The organism is Aeromonas sp. MTB, assembly GCF_056632455.1.
The window spans coordinates 2,611,499-2,626,555 of the sequence record NZ_CP147026.1 but is presented as its reverse complement, the minus strand read 5'-3'; the positions used below and the strand labels follow the sequence as shown (position 1 = coordinate 2,626,555).

General features: G+C 58.0%; 13 protein-coding genes and 4 tRNA genes. 5 read left to right on the top strand and 12 right to left on the bottom strand.

Features of this window, described 5'->3' with window-relative positions:
• Positions 1-350 precede the first annotated feature (350 nt).
• Both dauA and WBR25_RS11985 read left to right on the top strand, forming a co-directional pair.
• Entirely contained in the window at positions 351-2,087 is a 1,737-nt protein-coding gene (dauA, locus tag WBR25_RS11990; RefSeq protein ID WP_479748027.1) for a C4-dicarboxylic acid transporter DauA, read from the top strand.
• A 184-nt stretch (positions 2,088-2,271) separates the two neighbouring features.
• Positions 2,272-2,359, top strand: a tRNA-Ser gene (locus WBR25_RS11985).
• Between the two features lie 309 nt (positions 2,360-2,668).
• Here the strand turns inward: WBR25_RS11985 and WBR25_RS11980 are convergent.
• The 8 genes from WBR25_RS11980 to WBR25_RS11945 form a co-directional block, all read right to left on the bottom strand.
• Positions 2,669-3,367, bottom strand: a complete 699-nt coding sequence (locus WBR25_RS11980; RefSeq protein ID WP_479748025.1) for an AcvB/VirJ family lysyl-phosphatidylglycerol hydrolase — start codon at positions 3,365-3,367, stop codon at positions 2,669-2,671.
• An 11-nt stretch (positions 3,368-3,378) separates the two neighbouring features.
• Entirely contained in the window at positions 3,379-5,928 is a 2,550-nt protein-coding gene (gene mprF, locus WBR25_RS11975) for a bifunctional lysylphosphatidylglycerol flippase/synthetase MprF (RefSeq protein ID WP_479748023.1), read from the bottom strand.
• 153 nt (positions 5,929-6,081) lie between these two features.
• Complete coding sequence (locus tag WBR25_RS11970) at positions 6,082-6,264, bottom strand: hypothetical protein (RefSeq protein WP_479748021.1); 183 nt, start codon at positions 6,262-6,264, stop codon at positions 6,082-6,084.
• A 54-nt stretch (positions 6,265-6,318) separates the two neighbouring features.
• Positions 6,319-7,644 (bottom strand): two-component system sensor histidine kinase RstB, encoded by a 1,326-nt coding sequence (gene rstB, locus WBR25_RS11965; protein ID WP_279489247.1) that lies wholly within the window; start codon positions 7,642-7,644, stop codon positions 6,319-6,321.
• 21 nt (positions 7,645-7,665) lie between these two features.
• On the bottom strand, positions 7,666-8,376 hold the full coding sequence (gene rstA / locus WBR25_RS11960) for a two-component system response regulator RstA (RefSeq protein ID WP_479748019.1): 711 nt from the start codon (positions 8,374-8,376) through the stop codon (positions 7,666-7,668).
• Between the two features lie 311 nt (positions 8,377-8,687).
• Positions 8,688-8,763: transfer RNA gene (locus tag WBR25_RS11955), tRNA-His, on the bottom strand.
• A 52-nt stretch (positions 8,764-8,815) separates the two neighbouring features.
• Positions 8,816-8,892 (bottom strand) — tRNA-Arg (locus WBR25_RS11950).
• 37 nt (positions 8,893-8,929) lie between these two features.
• A tRNA-Pro gene (locus WBR25_RS11945) sits at positions 8,930-9,006 on the bottom strand.
• A gap of 213 nt (positions 9,007-9,219) precedes the next feature.
• Here WBR25_RS11945 and folD point away from each other — a divergent pair.
• Positions 9,220-10,074, top strand: a complete 855-nt coding sequence (gene folD / locus WBR25_RS11940; protein ID WP_005337113.1) for a bifunctional methylenetetrahydrofolate dehydrogenase/methenyltetrahydrofolate cyclohydrolase FolD — start codon at positions 9,220-9,222, stop codon at positions 10,072-10,074.
• Between the two features lie 117 nt (positions 10,075-10,191).
• Here folD and cspD read toward each other — a convergent pair whose 3' ends face one another.
• The gene (gene cspD, locus WBR25_RS11935; RefSeq protein WP_005300025.1) at positions 10,192-10,410 is read right to left on the bottom strand and encodes a cold shock-like protein CspD; all 219 of its coding nucleotides are present in this window, start codon (positions 10,408-10,410) and stop codon (positions 10,192-10,194) included.
• Positions 10,411-10,639: 229 nt separating this feature from the next.
• Here cspD and clpS point away from each other — a divergent pair, with 229 nt between their 5' ends.
• Together clpS and clpA are read left to right on the top strand one after the other, a co-directional pair.
• A complete protein-coding gene (gene clpS, locus WBR25_RS11930; RefSeq protein ID WP_005337111.1) occupies positions 10,640-10,957 on the top strand; it encodes an ATP-dependent Clp protease adapter ClpS in 318 nt (105 codons plus the stop codon).
• Between the two features lie 59 nt (positions 10,958-11,016).
• Positions 11,017-13,272 (top strand): ATP-dependent Clp protease ATP-binding subunit ClpA, encoded by a 2,256-nt coding sequence (gene clpA / locus WBR25_RS11925; RefSeq protein ID WP_257699764.1) that lies wholly within the window; start codon positions 11,017-11,019, stop codon positions 13,270-13,272.
• 68 nt (positions 13,273-13,340) lie between these two features.
• Here the strand turns inward: clpA and infA are convergent, their stop codons facing one another.
• From infA to aat, 3 genes are all read right to left on the bottom strand, one after another.
• Entirely contained in the window at positions 13,341-13,559 is a 219-nt protein-coding gene (infA, locus tag WBR25_RS11920) for a translation initiation factor IF-1 (RefSeq protein WP_005300033.1), read from the bottom strand.
• A 68-nt stretch (positions 13,560-13,627) separates the two neighbouring features.
• On the bottom strand, positions 13,628-14,344 hold the full coding sequence (locus WBR25_RS11915; RefSeq protein ID WP_005337108.1) for an arginyltransferase: 717 nt from the start codon (positions 14,342-14,344) through the stop codon (positions 13,628-13,630).
• The gene (aat, locus tag WBR25_RS11910) at positions 14,341-15,048 is read right to left on the bottom strand and encodes a leucyl/phenylalanyl-tRNA--protein transferase (protein ID WP_245094562.1); all 708 of its coding nucleotides are present in this window, start codon (positions 15,046-15,048) and stop codon (positions 14,341-14,343) included. Before aat ends, WBR25_RS11915 begins: the two co-directional genes overlap by 4 nt.
• Positions 15,049-15,057 lie beyond the last annotated feature (9 nt).

Genomic DNA, 15,057 nt, shown 5'->3' with positions numbered 1-15,057 from the left:
CCCTTGCCATCGCATTGGCCAACTGATGCCGGGAACATTGGTTCGGTTCGCATCAACCTGATGATGCCAGCATGATGTCGCGAACGTGCCGGTAACCAGGTGAGGCTCAAATGGTAATCTTTGTGGCAAAAAGGGGGAGAGCAGGAGCCAAGATCGGCGATTTGGCGGCAAATAGGCCAAATAATGGGTGAGCGCGCGTTTCATTGATCCTGCCCATCGAAAAAATGGCCTGTCTGGAGTAAGGTTACGCAGGATACCATCGCCGCGTCGACAGCCCTGCCGGCCCTTGATGATGATCGGGCGCCGGATCTCTCCGGCCTTTATCTCCCTCTTCTGGTATTACGATATACATGCACAAGCAAGCCTCTTTAAATAGCGTGAAGCTCGCCATAGCCTTACGCCAGTCCTGCATTGATGAACCCTACAGCATGGCCCGCTTCGGCCGTGATCTTATCGCCGGTGTAACGGTGGGCATCATCGCCATCCCGCTCGCCATGGCGCTGGCCATCGCCAGCGGTGTGCCACCGCAACACGGTCTCTATACCGCCATCATCGCCGGTATCGTGATCGCCGTGACCGGTGGCTCCCGTTACTCCATCTCCGGCCCGACCGCTGCCTTTGTGGTGATCCTCTATCCGGTCGCCCAGCAGTTCGGGGTTGGCGGTCTGTTGATGGCAACGCTCATCTCAGGCCTCTTTCTGGTGGCGATGGGGATGGCCCGTCTTGGCCGCCTTATCGAGTACATTCCTCCGTCAGTGACGCTGGGCTTTACCGGTGGTATCGCCATCGTGATCGCCACCTTGCAAATCAAGGACTTCTTTGGCCTGAGCGTGCCCGAGATGCCGGAAACCTATTTGGGCAAGGTCGAAGCGCTGGCCGCCGCCCTGCCAAGCTGGCAGTGGGGCGATACCCTGGTGGGGGTCGCAACGCTGGCCGTGCTGCTGCTCTGGCCGCGCCTGCGTCTGCCGGTGCCCGGCCACCTGCCCGCAGTGCTGGTCGGGGTAGGTCTGGGTTTTGGCCTCCATTACTTTGGGGTGGATGTGGCCACCATCGGCAGCAAGTTCAGCTATACCCTGGCCGATGGCACCCAGGGGATGGGGATCCCGCCCATCGCACCGACCCTGGTGATGCCTTGGGCCTTGCCCGGACCGGATGGCTTGCCGGTTGAATGGAACCTGGCCGCCCTTGAGCGGCTGCTGCCTGCCGCCTTCTCCATGGCAATGCTGGGGGCGATCGAGTCGCTGCTCTGCGCCGTGGTGCTCGATGGCATGACCGGTCGCAAACACAGCTCCAACGCCGAGCTGATGGGGCAGGGGCTTGGCAACATCTTCGCCCCCTTCTTTGGCGGCATTACCGCTACCGCTGCCATCGCCCGCTCTGCCGCCAACGTGCGTGCCGGCGCTACGTCCCCCATCTCGGGGATCGTCCATGCGCTGGTGGTGCTGGCCGCCATTCTGGTGCTGGCCCCTTGGCTCTCCTGGTTGCCGCTCTCGGCCATGGCTGCCTTGCTGCTCATCGTGGCCTGGAACATGAGTGAAGCGCACAAGGTGGTGGAGCTGATCCGTCGCGCCCCCAAATCCGATGTGCTGGTGCTGCTGGTCTGCCTGTCGCTCACCGTCATTTTCGACATGGTCATCGCCATCACTTTCGGGGTGATCCTGGCCTCCCTGCTCTTTATGCGCGAAATCGCCAAGATGACCAAACTGCACGACTTGGCCGAGCACAAACGCTATGCCCACGAGGTGCCGGACAACGGCCTGCTCTACAAGATCAACGGCCCGCTCTTCTTCGCCGCGGCCGAACGGGTCTTTGCCGAGCTGGAAGCGCAAGTGAAAGGGCACAAGGTGCTGGTGTTGCAGATGGAGGCGGTCTCCATCCTCGATGCGGGCGGCCTGTCTGCCTTCCTCCACTTTGGCAAGCAGATGGCCAAAGCCGGTGTCGAGTTGCGGGTGGCCGAGTTGCAGTTCCAACCGCTCAAGACCCTGGCACGCGCCAAGGTGCGGCCGCAGCCCGGCAAGCTGGAATTTTACGGCTCGCTGGAAGAGGCGCTCAAAGGTGAACATTTGCACGAAGCTGCAGTAAATTGATTGAAAGGGATACGAAACGGCATTTTTTTGGTCACTTGGTTCGGATATTGAGCAAACGAACGCAAAAAGTAAAAATTGCATTGACCAAAAGCCATCGTATCCCTTACATTACGCTCCGTCGCCGCGGCATGGTCCGCAAGCGAATGTGCAGCTCAAGAGCACATAAAGCAGTGAGCAAAAAATTGGTGAGGTGTCCGAGTGGCTGAAGGAGCACGCCTGGAAAGTGTGTATACGGCAACGTATCGAGGGTTCGAATCCCTCCCTCACCGCCAAATTGCAAAGCCCTGATGGAAACATCAGGGCTTTTGTTTTATGGCGCAATCCCGAGCGGTTGTCAGCATAGGACTGCAAATCCGCATTGTTGATAGCCCAGCATCTGGTTGAGCCGATTGACTAATCGTAGTGAAAAGCCGCTCTGATCTTGCTGCCGAACCCAAGCCTGATCCTGTCAAACTTGCTGTCGAATTCAGTTAAAGGGCCTCTCGCAAGAGAGGCCCTTTTCATTGCTTGCTGATTTGCCCTGCTCGGCACTTGAAAGGCATTCCGTGGTGATACGGGTTAATGCTCTACAGGCTGCTGATTCAGGGCACGTTCAGCTGCTTGGTGATGGCCTGATAGAGCTGGGGGTAGTTATCGTCAAAATGATGTCCTCCCGGCAGGGTGATGCTGGTGACGTTAGGTTGGTTGAGACGGGGGCAGAGGCGGTCGTCATCATCATCATCGGCACCTTGCAGGCAGAGCATCGGCAGATCGCGGATGGTCTTCACCTGCGGCTCGGTCGGATAGCTGCGCGCCTTGTGGGTCAGCATGTCGCTAACGTGGAGCTCGAAATCCGAGCTGGTGGAGGGGGAGAGCATCACGGCCCCGACCAGTCCCTGACGATAGTGCTCCGGCAACCGGTTAATGACGAAGGGGGCAATCTCTGCACCAAACGAGAAGCCTACCAGCAGCCAGTGGGGGCGCTGCCAGCGGGCCTGATAATCATCGAGGATCCGCTCCAGATCGGCGGTCACCTGCTCCGGGGTTTTCTTCTTCCAGTAGTAGGTGAGGGAGCTCCAGCCCACGACCGGTATGCCGTGCAGCTGAAACTGGGCGCTCAGCCCCTTGTCGAGGGCCGCCCAGCCACCATCGCCGCTGAGAAAGATCACCATGGGGGCATCGGATGGCTGCTTGACCGGCAGCTCAATCAGGCTCAGGTCATCCTTGACCGGGGCGGCGTGCGCCGCAAAAGACGAAACGGGCAGTACGAGACTGAGTAACAGCAAAATCAAGGCTCTCATTGGCCATGCTCCTATTTCTTGATCAGCCCCAGCGGGCCGCGGCTAATCAGGGTGATCAGGTGAGTCAGGGTTCTGGGCAGTACCAGCTTGCTGCTGCAGAGCAGGTAGCGGGGTTCCCAGCGGGGCGAAAATTTCTCCTTGTAGCGTCTGAGCCCCTGAAAGTTGTAAAAACGGCTGCCACGGACGAACAGGGTATTGCCAAGGCGGGCCCAGTAGCTGTTGAGCGGGTGATCGTTGAAGCCGGACATGGGGGCCATCCCCAGATTGAAGCTGGCGTACCCTTGCGCCTTGCCCCACAGCAGCAGTTCGACAAAGAGAAAATCCATGATGGGGGCAGTGCCGGTATCCAGGCTGTAGCGCATCAGATCGATGGAGAGCATCTCCTTGCTATCGCTCACCCAGAGGTTGGCAAAGCCGACGATCTGCCCCTCGTGCCACACCAGCGCAGCCGGACTTAAAGTCAGGTAGTCAGGCTCGAAGCGGCCGACCGAGAAGCCCTTCTCCTTGCCCATCTTGCTCTGCAGCCAGGTATCGGAGACGGTCTGCAATCTGGGCAGCAGGGGGGCCACGGCACTGGCCTCGACCACCTCGAAGGTCAACCCTTCCCGTTTGCCCTTGGCGTGGCTCTGGCGCAGGTTGCGCAGCCGGCTGCCCGCCAGATCGAAGGTAGCCAGATCGACCATCGCCTCTTCACCAAGCTTGAAGGGGATCAGCCCCAGCTCCAGATAGAGCGGCAGATAGCGGGCCGACACCTGATAAAAGACCGGATTGGCGTCGTGCTCGTCGCACCGCTCGCGAAATTGCCAGAGCAGCTCTTCGATCTGCTCGGGGCGACCGACCGGATCCCCCATCACAATCCAGCTGTTGCCCTCGATGCCATACATCAGGAAGGCGTCGCCGGCGGGGTGGAACAGCAGTGACTTGTCCTGCAACTGGGCCAGATAGCCGTGGATCCCCCCTTCGCGCACCACCAGCTCGTGAGCGCGCGCCAGCGTCTCCTTGTCCGGCTTTTCACCGACTACGCGCAGCGGCGCAAGCAGCTGGGCAACCCCGGCCACGGCCAGCACGGCCACCACGCTCCCCATGGCGCGCAGGCCGCGGGCAGCCCCGCCGTGGGGCGAGAAGTGGAACCAGAGGGCGTGGTCATACTCCACCTGACGGTAGGAGAAGAGCAGCAGCCACAGCGCTCCCAGCAGCACGGCGCCGACCGAAATGAGCCAGCCCGGGGTGTATTGGGGATAGAGCAGCGACCCCTTGCGATAGAAGAGAGAACGGCAGGGGGTCATGATCAGCAGGAAGCTGCCAAGCAGCAGGGCTGACTCCCAGTCGCCCCCCTTGAGCAGGGAGAAGGCGATACCCAGAGCCAGCAGCAGCTGGGTGATGCGAAACGCGGCGTCGTGACGGCGATAGAGGCTGCGCGCCAGCAGGATCAGGAGGATACCGCTCACGCTGCCGAGCACGTGGGAGAGCTCCAGCAGATGGAGCGGCAACACCTGCAGCCACACCTCGATGTGGCTGCGCATGGTCGGGATCATCCCCGAGCAGAGCAGCAGGCTGCCGGCGGCGAAGGTGCCCATGCTGATAAGGGCAGGCAGAAATTCGCGCACCGCGCTCATCAGCCCCTGTAGCCGCTGCCAGCGCGCTTTTTGTTGCAGCATCTCCTGACTCGCAAAGAGCAGCAGGGCACAGAGAAAGGGAAGCAGGTAATAGATGCAGCGGTAGAGTAGCAGCGAGGCGAGCAGCTTGTCGGCCTGCAGGTAGTGGGCCAGCAGCAGGCTCATGCTCGCTTCGAACACCCCAATCCCGCCCGGCACGTGGGCCAGCACCCCGAGGAAGCTGGCCAGCACGAAGGCACTGAGCAGCACGGGGTAGGGGACGCTATCTGCAGGCAACAGCACAAACAGCACGGCGGCGGCGGCCATCCAGTCGGCCAGCGCGACCAACAGTTGCAACAGACGTATCCGAAAGCCCGGCAGGGTCAGGGTGTGTTTCCGCCAGGAGAGAAAGTATGTAGGCCAGCAGAGGTAGCTGGCCACCAACAGCAGCGCCATGACGCCCGCCAGCCTGAGTAGAGTATCCGCCCACTGCGGCCAGTCAGGCAGCAGCTGTGATACATCGCAGGTTAGTAGGGCGCCACCTCCCCACGCCAGCAGGCCGAGGAAAAAGGTGACGGAGCAGAACAGCACCACGCGGGCCACTTCTCCGGTGGTGAGCCCCAGTGCGGAGTAGAGGCGATAGCGTACCGAGGTGCCGGTCAGCAGGGCAAATCCCAGGGTATTGGAGAAGGTGTAGGCGATAAAGGAGGTGATGCTGACCTGTTGCCAGGGAAGGCGCTTGCCCAGCGCATGGAGCGCCAGCATGTCATAGCTGCAGAGACAACCATAACTGAGCAGGGTCAGCAACAGGGCGCCCGCCAGTCGCGGCAGGGGTTGGGACCAGATGGCCACACGAATATCGTGCCAGTGCCATGCCTGAGTCAGGTGATACAGCACGGTCAGTGCGGTGCCGAGCAGCAGCAAGCTGCACAAGGGGCCGAGCCATTTAAGCAGATGACGCCACATGCCATGTTCCTGTGGTCATTGACCGTTTCCCGCAAAGGGGGAGCCGGGTCGTGGATCCGGTTTGGACGAGGGAGGCGCTCGTCAGGAAAATTTCGGGAAGAGATGGAAAGGGAGGCGTCAGCCTCCCTCTGTGCTATCCAGTGACCGGTTGGATCACTTGGTATTCGGTGCGACTTTGACGGCAGGGGTTTTAGCGTGGGTGGCTTTATGGTGTTTTTTCACCACCTTGGTCTGGGTCGCCTGCGGTGTGGCTGTCTTGGTCGGGGTGGCCGCCATGGTGAAACCGGAAGTGAGGGCGAAGACGGCAGCCAGGGTCAGAGGAATGATCTTTTTCATGTTCAATTTCCTTATTCGGGTTGATGTTATGGAGCGCTCTCCATGACAGTCATCCTATGACGGTTGCAGCGGCCCTTCAGTGAGCGGTTGGTGACGGTTTGTATCCAAATGTACAGGCAGGGTCAGGCAGAAGCGGGCGCCGTGGTCACTGGCCAGCAACGCCACATCCCCCCCGTGATGACGGGCAATGCTGCGCACGATGGCCAACCCCAAACCAGTGCCGCCGGTGCGACGATCCCGGCTCTGATCAAGGCGCACGAATGGTTCGAAGATCTGGGGCGCCAGCGCCGGATCGATCCCCGGTCCATCGTCGCTCACCTCCAGCAGATAGTTCTCCTGCAGCCGCGAGATGGAGAGGGTGACCTCGCTCTCGGCGTAGCGCAGAGCATTGCCGATCAGGTTCTCCACCGCGCGGGTCAGCAGACGCTGATCGCCGCACCAGGGCATGTGGCGTGGCGGCAAATCGAGGGTGAGCCTCTTCTCGGGTGCCAGCGCCTGCCAGTCGCCAAGATGCGCTTGTGCCCAGTGACTGAGCTCCAGCTCGTCCCGTTGCAACGGCAGCTCGGGTCTATCCAGCTTGGCGTAAGTGAGCATCTCTTCGATCAGGGCGTCCAGCGCTCCCAGATCTCGCTCCAGCGCCTGCTGCTCCTGCTCGGCAGGGGCAGGATCGAGCATGGCAAGCCGATAGCGCAACCGGACCAGCGGGGTGCGCAACTCGTGTGCGATGGCATCGGTCAGTTGCTTGCGGCTGGCAATCATGGCCTGCAATTGGGTCGCCATTTGATCGAAGGTGCGTCCCACCCGGGCCAGACTGCTGCCCGGTGGCAGATTGGTTCGGCAGGAGAGATCCCCATCGCCTACGCGACGTGCGGTTTGCTCCAACTGCTGCAAGCCGCGCCAGTGGGGACGCAACCAGAGCAGAATGGGCAGGCCGAGGGATAGGCCGATCACCAGCAGCAGCCCCACATCGACCCAGTGCAGCTCGTGCAGGTAGGAGAGGTAGGGAACCGGGCCGACAATCAGCACCCGATCGGTATCGGGGATGCGCTGCAGGAAGGTGTCATCCTCCTCGACGATGACAATATTGCCGGCGGCCAGAAAGGCCTGATCCTCGCTGGTCAGGGGCTGGCGTGTCAGCTCACCGATCTTGAGGGGGAGGGTAAACTGACTGCTCTGCTCGGCCAGCCGATCGGGCCAGCGCTCTGGCGGGGTTCTTGCCAACTCGCCGGTCAACAGGCCAAGAGAGCCCTGCATCATGCGTTCGAGATAGCGATCACCCGCCCGTTCGGCGGTCACCTGATAGACCACGCCCACCAGCAGGATGGCTAGGGTGAAGCAGCCGATCAGCAACAGATAGAACTGGATAAAGAGACGGCGCATGGCGGTGCTCCCGAAAGAGGGTTATTCCCAGGCGTGGGGGACGAAGAGGTAGCCTTTCTGGCGCACCGTCTTGATCCGGGTCGGGTTGTCGGGGTTATCACCCAGTTTGCGGCGAAGGCGGGAGATGGCCACATCCATGCTGCGATCCTGGCCGTCATACTCCCGGCCGCGCAGGCTGCGAAAGAGGGCTTCCCGACTCAAGATTTGGCCCGCGTGGCAGGCGAGCTCCCATAGCAGATCAAAGTCAGCGGTCGAGAGGGCAATGCTCTCGCCATCGAGCCGCACATCTCGTCCCGGGCCATCTACCCGCAGCCGACCAAATTGCAACTGCTGGGGAACGCTGCTGGTGGTGGCCGGTTGGGTTGATGCTTGCTGGTGTTGGCGAAACTGCACCCTCAGTCTGGCCAGTAGCACGGGGGGCGGGGTGGTTTTAAGGATGTAGTCGTTGGCGCCCAGCTCCAGACTCAGGATCTGGTTCATGTCGCTATCCAGCGAGGTGAGCATTACGATGGGGCCGTCGAAGCGCGGCCGCAGATCCCGACAGAGGGACATGCCATCCTGCCCCGGCAACATGATATCGAGCAGCACCAGGTCGGGCTGTTCGGCCTCTATTCGGGCTAGCGCCATGTCCCCTCTGGGCTCGAGGATCACGTCCATATCGTGGCGACCGAGCCAACTGCTGATGAGCTGGCCAATCTCGGGATCATCTTCGACAAAAAGAATGCGTTGCATAGAAAAGCTCCAACGGGAAGCAGGAGAGAAGAAGAGCGATCAGCATATCAATGGCGCTTGGGAAATACAGAAAAAGAACCGGGCAGGCTGATGTGCGGGGGAGTGTGGCTGTGTCATCGATGGGGAGAAGCACATCGTGACAAATGGGCAGAGCCGCGTTTATCGGTCTGGAGGATGGCCTTGTAGACAAGGCATGGCACAGCCGAGCGCAAAACAAAAAACCGGCCAAGGCCGGTTTTTCGCGGAGCAGACCAGAAGGTCACTGCACCAAGTCGATGGTCATCACCTTGCGGCGATTATCGACAGAATAATGGGGTGGCTGATGGGGCTCGAACCCACGACAACCGGAATCACAATCCGGGACTCTACCAACTGAGCTACAGCCACCACTGAAATCTTCATCAACACTCGCCAATCCAGAAGAGAAGGAGAGCATCAATGGCGCGCCCTGCAGGATTCGAACCTGCGACCCACGGCTTAGAAGGCCGTTGCTCTATCCAACTGAGCTAAGGGCGCTTTGTATCAACACGTCTTAGGGACGAGTCGATGAACATGGTCGGTGATAAAGGATTCGAACCTTTGACCCTCTGGTCCCAAACCAGATGCGCTACCGGGCTGCGCTAATCACCGAAAATTCCTGACCAGCATATCGACATGAGTCGTACTGGGCAACGGGCGGGCATCATAGCCAAGCGTAAGGGGCAGCGTCAACGACTTTTTCCCCCAGTAAATTCAAGTGCCTACTTATTGCCCGCTACAGGTCTGGCGTGCGTCTGCCGCTAACATCCCGGCTAAAAAAATGCGACAATGCGCGGCAGTTGAACACATGGTGAGTGGAGAACGATGTCTGCCAAAATCATAGATGGAAAACAGGTTGCGCAAACGATTCGCAGCCAGGTCGCGGCGCAAGTCCAACAGCGGTTGGCGGCAGGGAAACGGGCTCCAGGGCTGGCAGTCATTCTGGTGGGGGCGGATCCCGCCTCTCAGGTCTATGTCGGCAGCAAACGTCGGGCGTGCGAGGAGGTGGGTTTTCTCTCCCGCTCCTATGACCTGAGTGCCACTGCCAGTCAGGAAGAGCTGCTGGCGCTGATTGATCAGCTGAATGCGGATAGCCACGTAGATGGCATTCTGGTTCAGCTGCCGTTGCCGGATCACTTTGATACCACTCAGGTGCTGGAGCGGATCCAGCCTGACAAGGATGTAGATGGATTCCACCCGTATAACGTCGGCCGTCTGGCACAACGTATTCCGGCGCTGCGCCCCTGCACTCCGAAAGGGATCATGACGCTGATCGAGACCACCGGCGTGAAGACACATGGTCTGCATGCGGTCGTGGTGGGAGCGTCCAACATAGTGGGGCGTCCCATGACCCTCGAATTGTTGCTGGCGGGCTGCACAACCACGACCTGTCACCGCTTTACCCGGGATCTGGAAGAGCAGGTTCGCCGTGCCGATCTGCTGGTTGTTGCGGTCGGCAAGCCCAACTTCATCCCTGGGGAGTGGATCAAACCTGGGGCACTGGTGATCGATGTGGGCATCAACCGCCTGGCTGATGGCTCGCTGGTCGGTGATGTGGAGTTTGAGACGGCGCGCAGCCATGCCTCCTTCATTACTCCGGTACCCGGTGGTGTGGGCCCGATGACGGTCGCCAGCCTGATGGAAAATACCCTGATCGCCTGCAGTGAATATCACGACTGATCATGGCTGGTGATAACCCTGTGATCCCGTGAGGAGGCAGGATTCGCCAGAAATCTGACAATAAAAAACCGGTTGCTCAGAGAGGAACCGGTTTTTTATTTATCCAACGGGTGTTATTTACATATTTTGTGCTTCGTTTGGCACAATCACAGAGGCGTGATTTCCTTTCGGCCCCTGTTGCAGTTCAAAATTGACAGCCTGACCCGCTTTCAGGGTCTTGTAGCCCTCCATTTGAATCGTGGAGTAGTGAGCGAAGATATCCTCACCGCCCCCTTCCGGACAGATAAACCCAAATCCTTTTGCGTTGTTAAACCACTTAACTGTGCCGGTTGCCATACTTCTACATCCTTTTATTGATTACCCAGAAGTCGTTGAGTAACCTGCGCCAGCCCTTTATAACTAGGGACATGGGCCCATAGCAGACGGGCACAGATTAGCAAGTAACCAATCTAGTCTAACTTTTGAGCGAGTCAAGAAGTTGTTAACAGCTGATGTGATCTGGTTAACAAGTCTATTGACAACCTTGTGTTAGACGGTAGTAATCTAGAGGTACCAAAGCGCGATTATGAGCAAGCAGAAAGAACTCTTTGCTAATGAAGAGATTGCAGAAGCAGAGAAAACAAAGCTGCAGCCGCCACCCATGTATAAGGTTGTGTTGAACAACGATGACTACACGCCGATGGAGTTTGTGGTGGAGGTGCTGCAAAAGTTCTTTGGTATGGATTTGGACAAGGCGACTCAGGTCATGCTGAGTGTGCATTATAGTGGTAAGGGTGTCTGCGGCATGTTTACCGCAGAGATCGCCGAAACCAAGGTTGTCCAAGTCAACACCTATGCGCGTAACAACGAACATCCACTGCTCTGTACTATGGAAAAGGCTTGAATCTGATGACTTGATGGCGAGTGTGACACCACATTGTAGCTGTACTAGGGGAGGTGCCTATGTTGAATAAAGATCTAGAAAAGACGCTGAACGAGGCTTTCAAACTGGCCCGTGACGAGCGCCACGAATTCATGACCGTCGAGCACCTGTTGTTAGCCCTTCTGGATAACAGTTCAGCCCATGAGGCGCTGAGCTCTTGTGGTGCCGATGTTGAGCAGATGCGCAAGGAGATCCGCGCATTCATCACCCAAACCACTCCGCTCATACCGCGCGATGATGACGATCGTGAAACCCAGCCGACACTAGGCTTCCAGCGCGTGTTGCAGCGTGCCGTCTTCCATGTGCAATCCTCCGGCAATACCGAAGTCAGCGGCGCCAACGTGCTGGTCGCTATCTTCAGTGAGCAGGAGTCACAAGCTGCTTATTTCCTGAAAAAAGCCGAGATCAGCCGTCTCGACGTCGTCAATTTCCTCTCCCACGGGGTGCGCAAGGACAGCAAGCCGGATCTCGGCAGCAATAACAATCCCGAGTCTGATGATGATGTTTCGGCCGCACAGATCGAGAGCTTTGCCACCAACCTGAACCAGCTGGTGCTGGAAGGGCGCATCGATCCGCTGATTGGCCGTGATCAGGAGCTCAATCGTACCATTCAGGTGCTCTGCCGTCGTCGCAAGAACAACCCGCTGCTGGTGGGTGAAGCGGGTGTGGGCAAAACTGCTATTGCTGAAGGCTTGGCCTATCGCATCGTCAAGGGGGATGTCCCCGAGGTGATTGCGGGCAGTACCATCTATTCGCTGGATATGGGGTCTCTGCTGGCGGGCACCAAATACCGTGGGGATTTCGAGAAGCGCCTCAAGGTACTGCTCAAGCAAATTGAGCGTCAGGAAGGGGCCATTCTCTTTATTGACGAGATCCATACCATCATTGGTGCCGGAGCGGCATCCGGTGGTCAGCTGGATGCGGCCAACCTGATCAAGCCGCTGCTCTCCAATGGTTTGCTCCGCTGTGTGGGATCCACCACTTATCAGGAGTACGCCCAAATCTTCGAGAAAGACCGTGCGCTGGCCCGTCGCTTCCAGAAAATCGATATTGTCGAGCCGACTATCGATGACACCACTCGCATCCTGATGGGGCTCAAGAGTCGCTACGAAGCCCACCACGGCGTGCGCTATACCGCCAAGGCGATCCGTGCAGCTGCCGAGCTCTCTGCCAAGTACATCAATGATCGTCACCTACCCGACAAGGCGATCGATGTGATCGACGAGGCGGGCGCCGGTCAACGGTTGCTGCCTGCGAGCAAGCGCAAGAAAGTGATCAATGTGCAGGAAATTGAGTCCATTGTGGCCAAGATCGCCCGCATTCCGGAAAAATCAGTCTCCTCTTCAGATAAAGAAGTACTGAAGAACTTGGAACGCAATCTCAAGATGGTGGTCTTTGGTCAGGATAAAGCCATCGAGGTACTGACCGATGCGATTCGCCTCTCTCGTTCAGGTTTGGGTAACGAGCGTCGCCCGGTTGGTTGCTTCCTGTTTGCCGGTCCTACCGGTGTTGGTAAAACAGAGGTGACCCAGCAGTTGGGCAAGGCATTGGGTGTCGAGATGCTGCGCTTTGATATGTCCGAGTACATGGAACGCCATACCGTATCTCGCCTGATTGGTGCGCCTCCCGGCTATGTCGGTTTTGAGCAGGGGGGTCTGCTGACTGATGCGGTGATCAAGCATCCTCATTCCGTTGTGTTGCTTGACGAAATTGAGAAAGCTCACCCGGACGTATTCAATCTACTGTTGCAGGTGATGGACAACGGCACCCTGACCGACAACAACGGGCGCAAGGCGGATTTCCGTAACGTCATTTTGGTCATGACTACCAACGCAGGTGTGCAGGAGACCCAGCGTAAATCGATTGGCTTCCAGCAACAGGATTTGAGCCACGATGCCATGGCGGTGATCAACAAGACCTTCAGTCCGGAGTTTCGTAACCGGCTTGATCACACCATCTGGTTCAACCATCTCGATATGACGGTGATTCATCAGGTGGTCGACAAGTTTATTGTCGAATTGCAGGTTCAACTGGATGCGAAGGGAGTTTCTCTCGAGGTGTCCGAGCGTGCCCGCCACTGGTTGGCGGAGAAGGGGTATGACAGAGCCATGGGCGCCAGACCGATGGGTCGGGTAATCCAGGAGCACCTCAAGAAACCCCTGGCCAACGAGATCCTGTTCGGTTCACTGGTTGACGGGGGAATTGTGAAGGTTGAGTTGGTAAATGACAGCCTCAGCTTTGATTTTCAGGTCAATGTTGAAGCTGTTTCCCACTAAGCGTCAGTGATCAGAAAACCACAAAAAACCCCAACCGAAAGGTTGGGGTTTTTTGCTGAATTCCTGGCTTAGCGAGAGCGGAAAACAATACGTCCCTTGGAGAGATCGTAGGGAGTCAGTGCTACCGTTACTTTGTCTCCAGTCAGGATACGAATGTAGTTTTTGCGCATCTTGCCTGAAATATGAGCGATAACCACGTGACCATTCTCCAGTTCCACACGGAACATGGTATTGGGCAGGGTTTCGAGAATAGTGCCCTGCATCTCAATACTGTCTTCTTTAGCCATTGAATCCTCTTGATAAGCCACAACAAAAAACCGCTGGATCATGCCGGATTTAAGGCTATGTGTAAAGTTTACTCGGGCTTGGTGTCGATATTTTTCCATTCCCCCTGAATTAACAGCTCGTGAGGGAGATAATTGCGCTTGTAATTCATCTTGCGGCACGCCTCCACCAGATAGCCAAGATAGAGCCAGCTTCGCCCTGTTCGCTTGGCCAGATCGAGCTGGCAGAGGATGGCAAAGGTGCCCAAGGAGCGATCGGCATAATCCGGATCGAAGAAGGTGTACATAGCGCTCAAGGAGTGGGGTAGCAGGTCTGTGGTGGCCACGCCGATAAGACGGCCCTCCTTGCGCATCTCCAGATAGAGTGGCGGCATCCAGTCACAATGGAGAAAACCGCGATACTGGCTGCGGTTGGGGGGATACATGCTGCCATCGTGGTGGCGTTCGCGGATATAGCGTTCGTAGAGCAGGTAATACTCGGGTTTGTCATCGTAGCTCAGGACGATCTCGATATCCCTGTTGAGCTGGCGGATCCGCTTCTGGCCGCGGCTGGGACGAAAGCGCTCGCTGTGAATACGAAGGGACTGGCAGGCATGACACGCCGGGCAGTGGGGGCGATAGATGTCGTTGCCACTGCGGCGAAAACCGGCAGTCAACAATCTCTCGTAGCCGTTGGCGTTGAGCAGATTGTGATCCATCAGTACCAGCAATTGCTCCTGCTCATGGTCCAGATAACTGCAGGGATGCTTGGGAGTCAGCCCTACTTTTAGGATCACTTCTTCAGTCATAGACTGATCTCCCCCTCTTGCCAGCAGGAAGCCAACAGTGGTTGATGGCCAAGGCGCTCCAGCTCGGCCAGAAAACGGGCCCTTGGCCACTCCTCGATACCCAGGGTCGCCAGAAACGGGTTCTGCATCTGGCAATCGATAAGTGCTCCACCATGGCGTGAAAAGTGGCGACAGAGTGCCACCAAGGCAAGTTTGGCGCCGTTATCAATCCGGCTGAACATGGATTCACCGCAAAACAGTCGGCCGATAGATAGGCCATATAGTCCCGCTTGCAGCTCTCCCTCCTGCCAGATCTCGATAGAGTGGGCATGACCCAGCCGATGCAACTGCTGGTAGGCCTCGATCATGGGCTGGCTGATCCAGGTGCCATCGGCAGTGCGACGAGGGGCGGCGCAGGCGGTAATGACTTCATTAAAGGCGCGATTGACAGAAATATCGAATGGGGTACGTCGGATAATCTTCTGCAGTGTCCGCCCCACATGGAGTTGGTCGGGACGGATCACCCCGCGGGGATCCGGTGACCACCACAGGGTCGGTTGGTGGGGTTCATTCCACGGGAAGATCCCCTTGTGGTAAGCTGCCAGCAATCTGGTAGGGGAGAGATCCCCGCCGATCGCCAGCAAGCCATTGGGCTCTTCCAGCGCATGGCTGGGGTCGGGAAACCAGCAAAGCTCATCATCCAGTTGGGTAAGATAGCGAGACATAAGGCAACG

Coding starts and splice junctions, on each gene's coding strand:
- infA (WP_005300033.1), bottom strand. CDS start 13,559: ATGGCTAAAGAAGACAGTATTGAGATGCAGGGCACTATTCTCGAAACC.
- clpS (WP_005337111.1), top strand. CDS start 10,640: ATGAGCAAGCAGAAAGAACTCTTTGCTAATGAAGAGATTGCAGAAGCA.
- WBR25_RS11970 (WP_479748021.1), bottom strand. CDS start 6,264: ATGAAAAAGATCATTCCTCTGACCCTGGCTGCCGTCTTCGCCCTCACT.
- aat (WP_245094562.1), bottom strand. CDS start 15,048: ATGTCTCGCTATCTTACCCAACTGGATGATGAGCTTTGCTGGTTTCCC.
- WBR25_RS11980 (WP_479748025.1), bottom strand. CDS start 3,367: ATGAGAGCCTTGATTTTGCTGTTACTCAGTCTCGTACTGCCCGTTTCG.
- clpA (WP_257699764.1), top strand. CDS start 11,017: ATGTTGAATAAAGATCTAGAAAAGACGCTGAACGAGGCTTTCAAACTG.
- WBR25_RS11915 (WP_005337108.1), bottom strand. CDS start 14,344: ATGACTGAAGAAGTGATCCTAAAAGTAGGGCTGACTCCCAAGCATCCC.
- cspD (WP_005300025.1), bottom strand. CDS start 10,410: ATGGCAACCGGCACAGTTAAGTGGTTTAACAACGCAAAAGGATTTGGG.
- dauA (WP_479748027.1), top strand. CDS start 351: ATGCACAAGCAAGCCTCTTTAAATAGCGTGAAGCTCGCCATAGCCTTA.
- mprF (WP_479748023.1), bottom strand. CDS start 5,928: ATGTGGCGTCATCTGCTTAAATGGCTCGGCCCCTTGTGCAGCTTGCTG.
- folD (WP_005337113.1), top strand. CDS start 9,220: ATGTCTGCCAAAATCATAGATGGAAAACAGGTTGCGCAAACGATTCGC.
- rstA (WP_479748019.1), bottom strand. CDS start 8,376: ATGCAACGCATTCTTTTTGTCGAAGATGATCCCGAGATTGGCCAGCTC.
- rstB (WP_279489247.1), bottom strand. CDS start 7,644: ATGCGCCGTCTCTTTATCCAGTTCTATCTGTTGCTGATCGGCTGCTTC.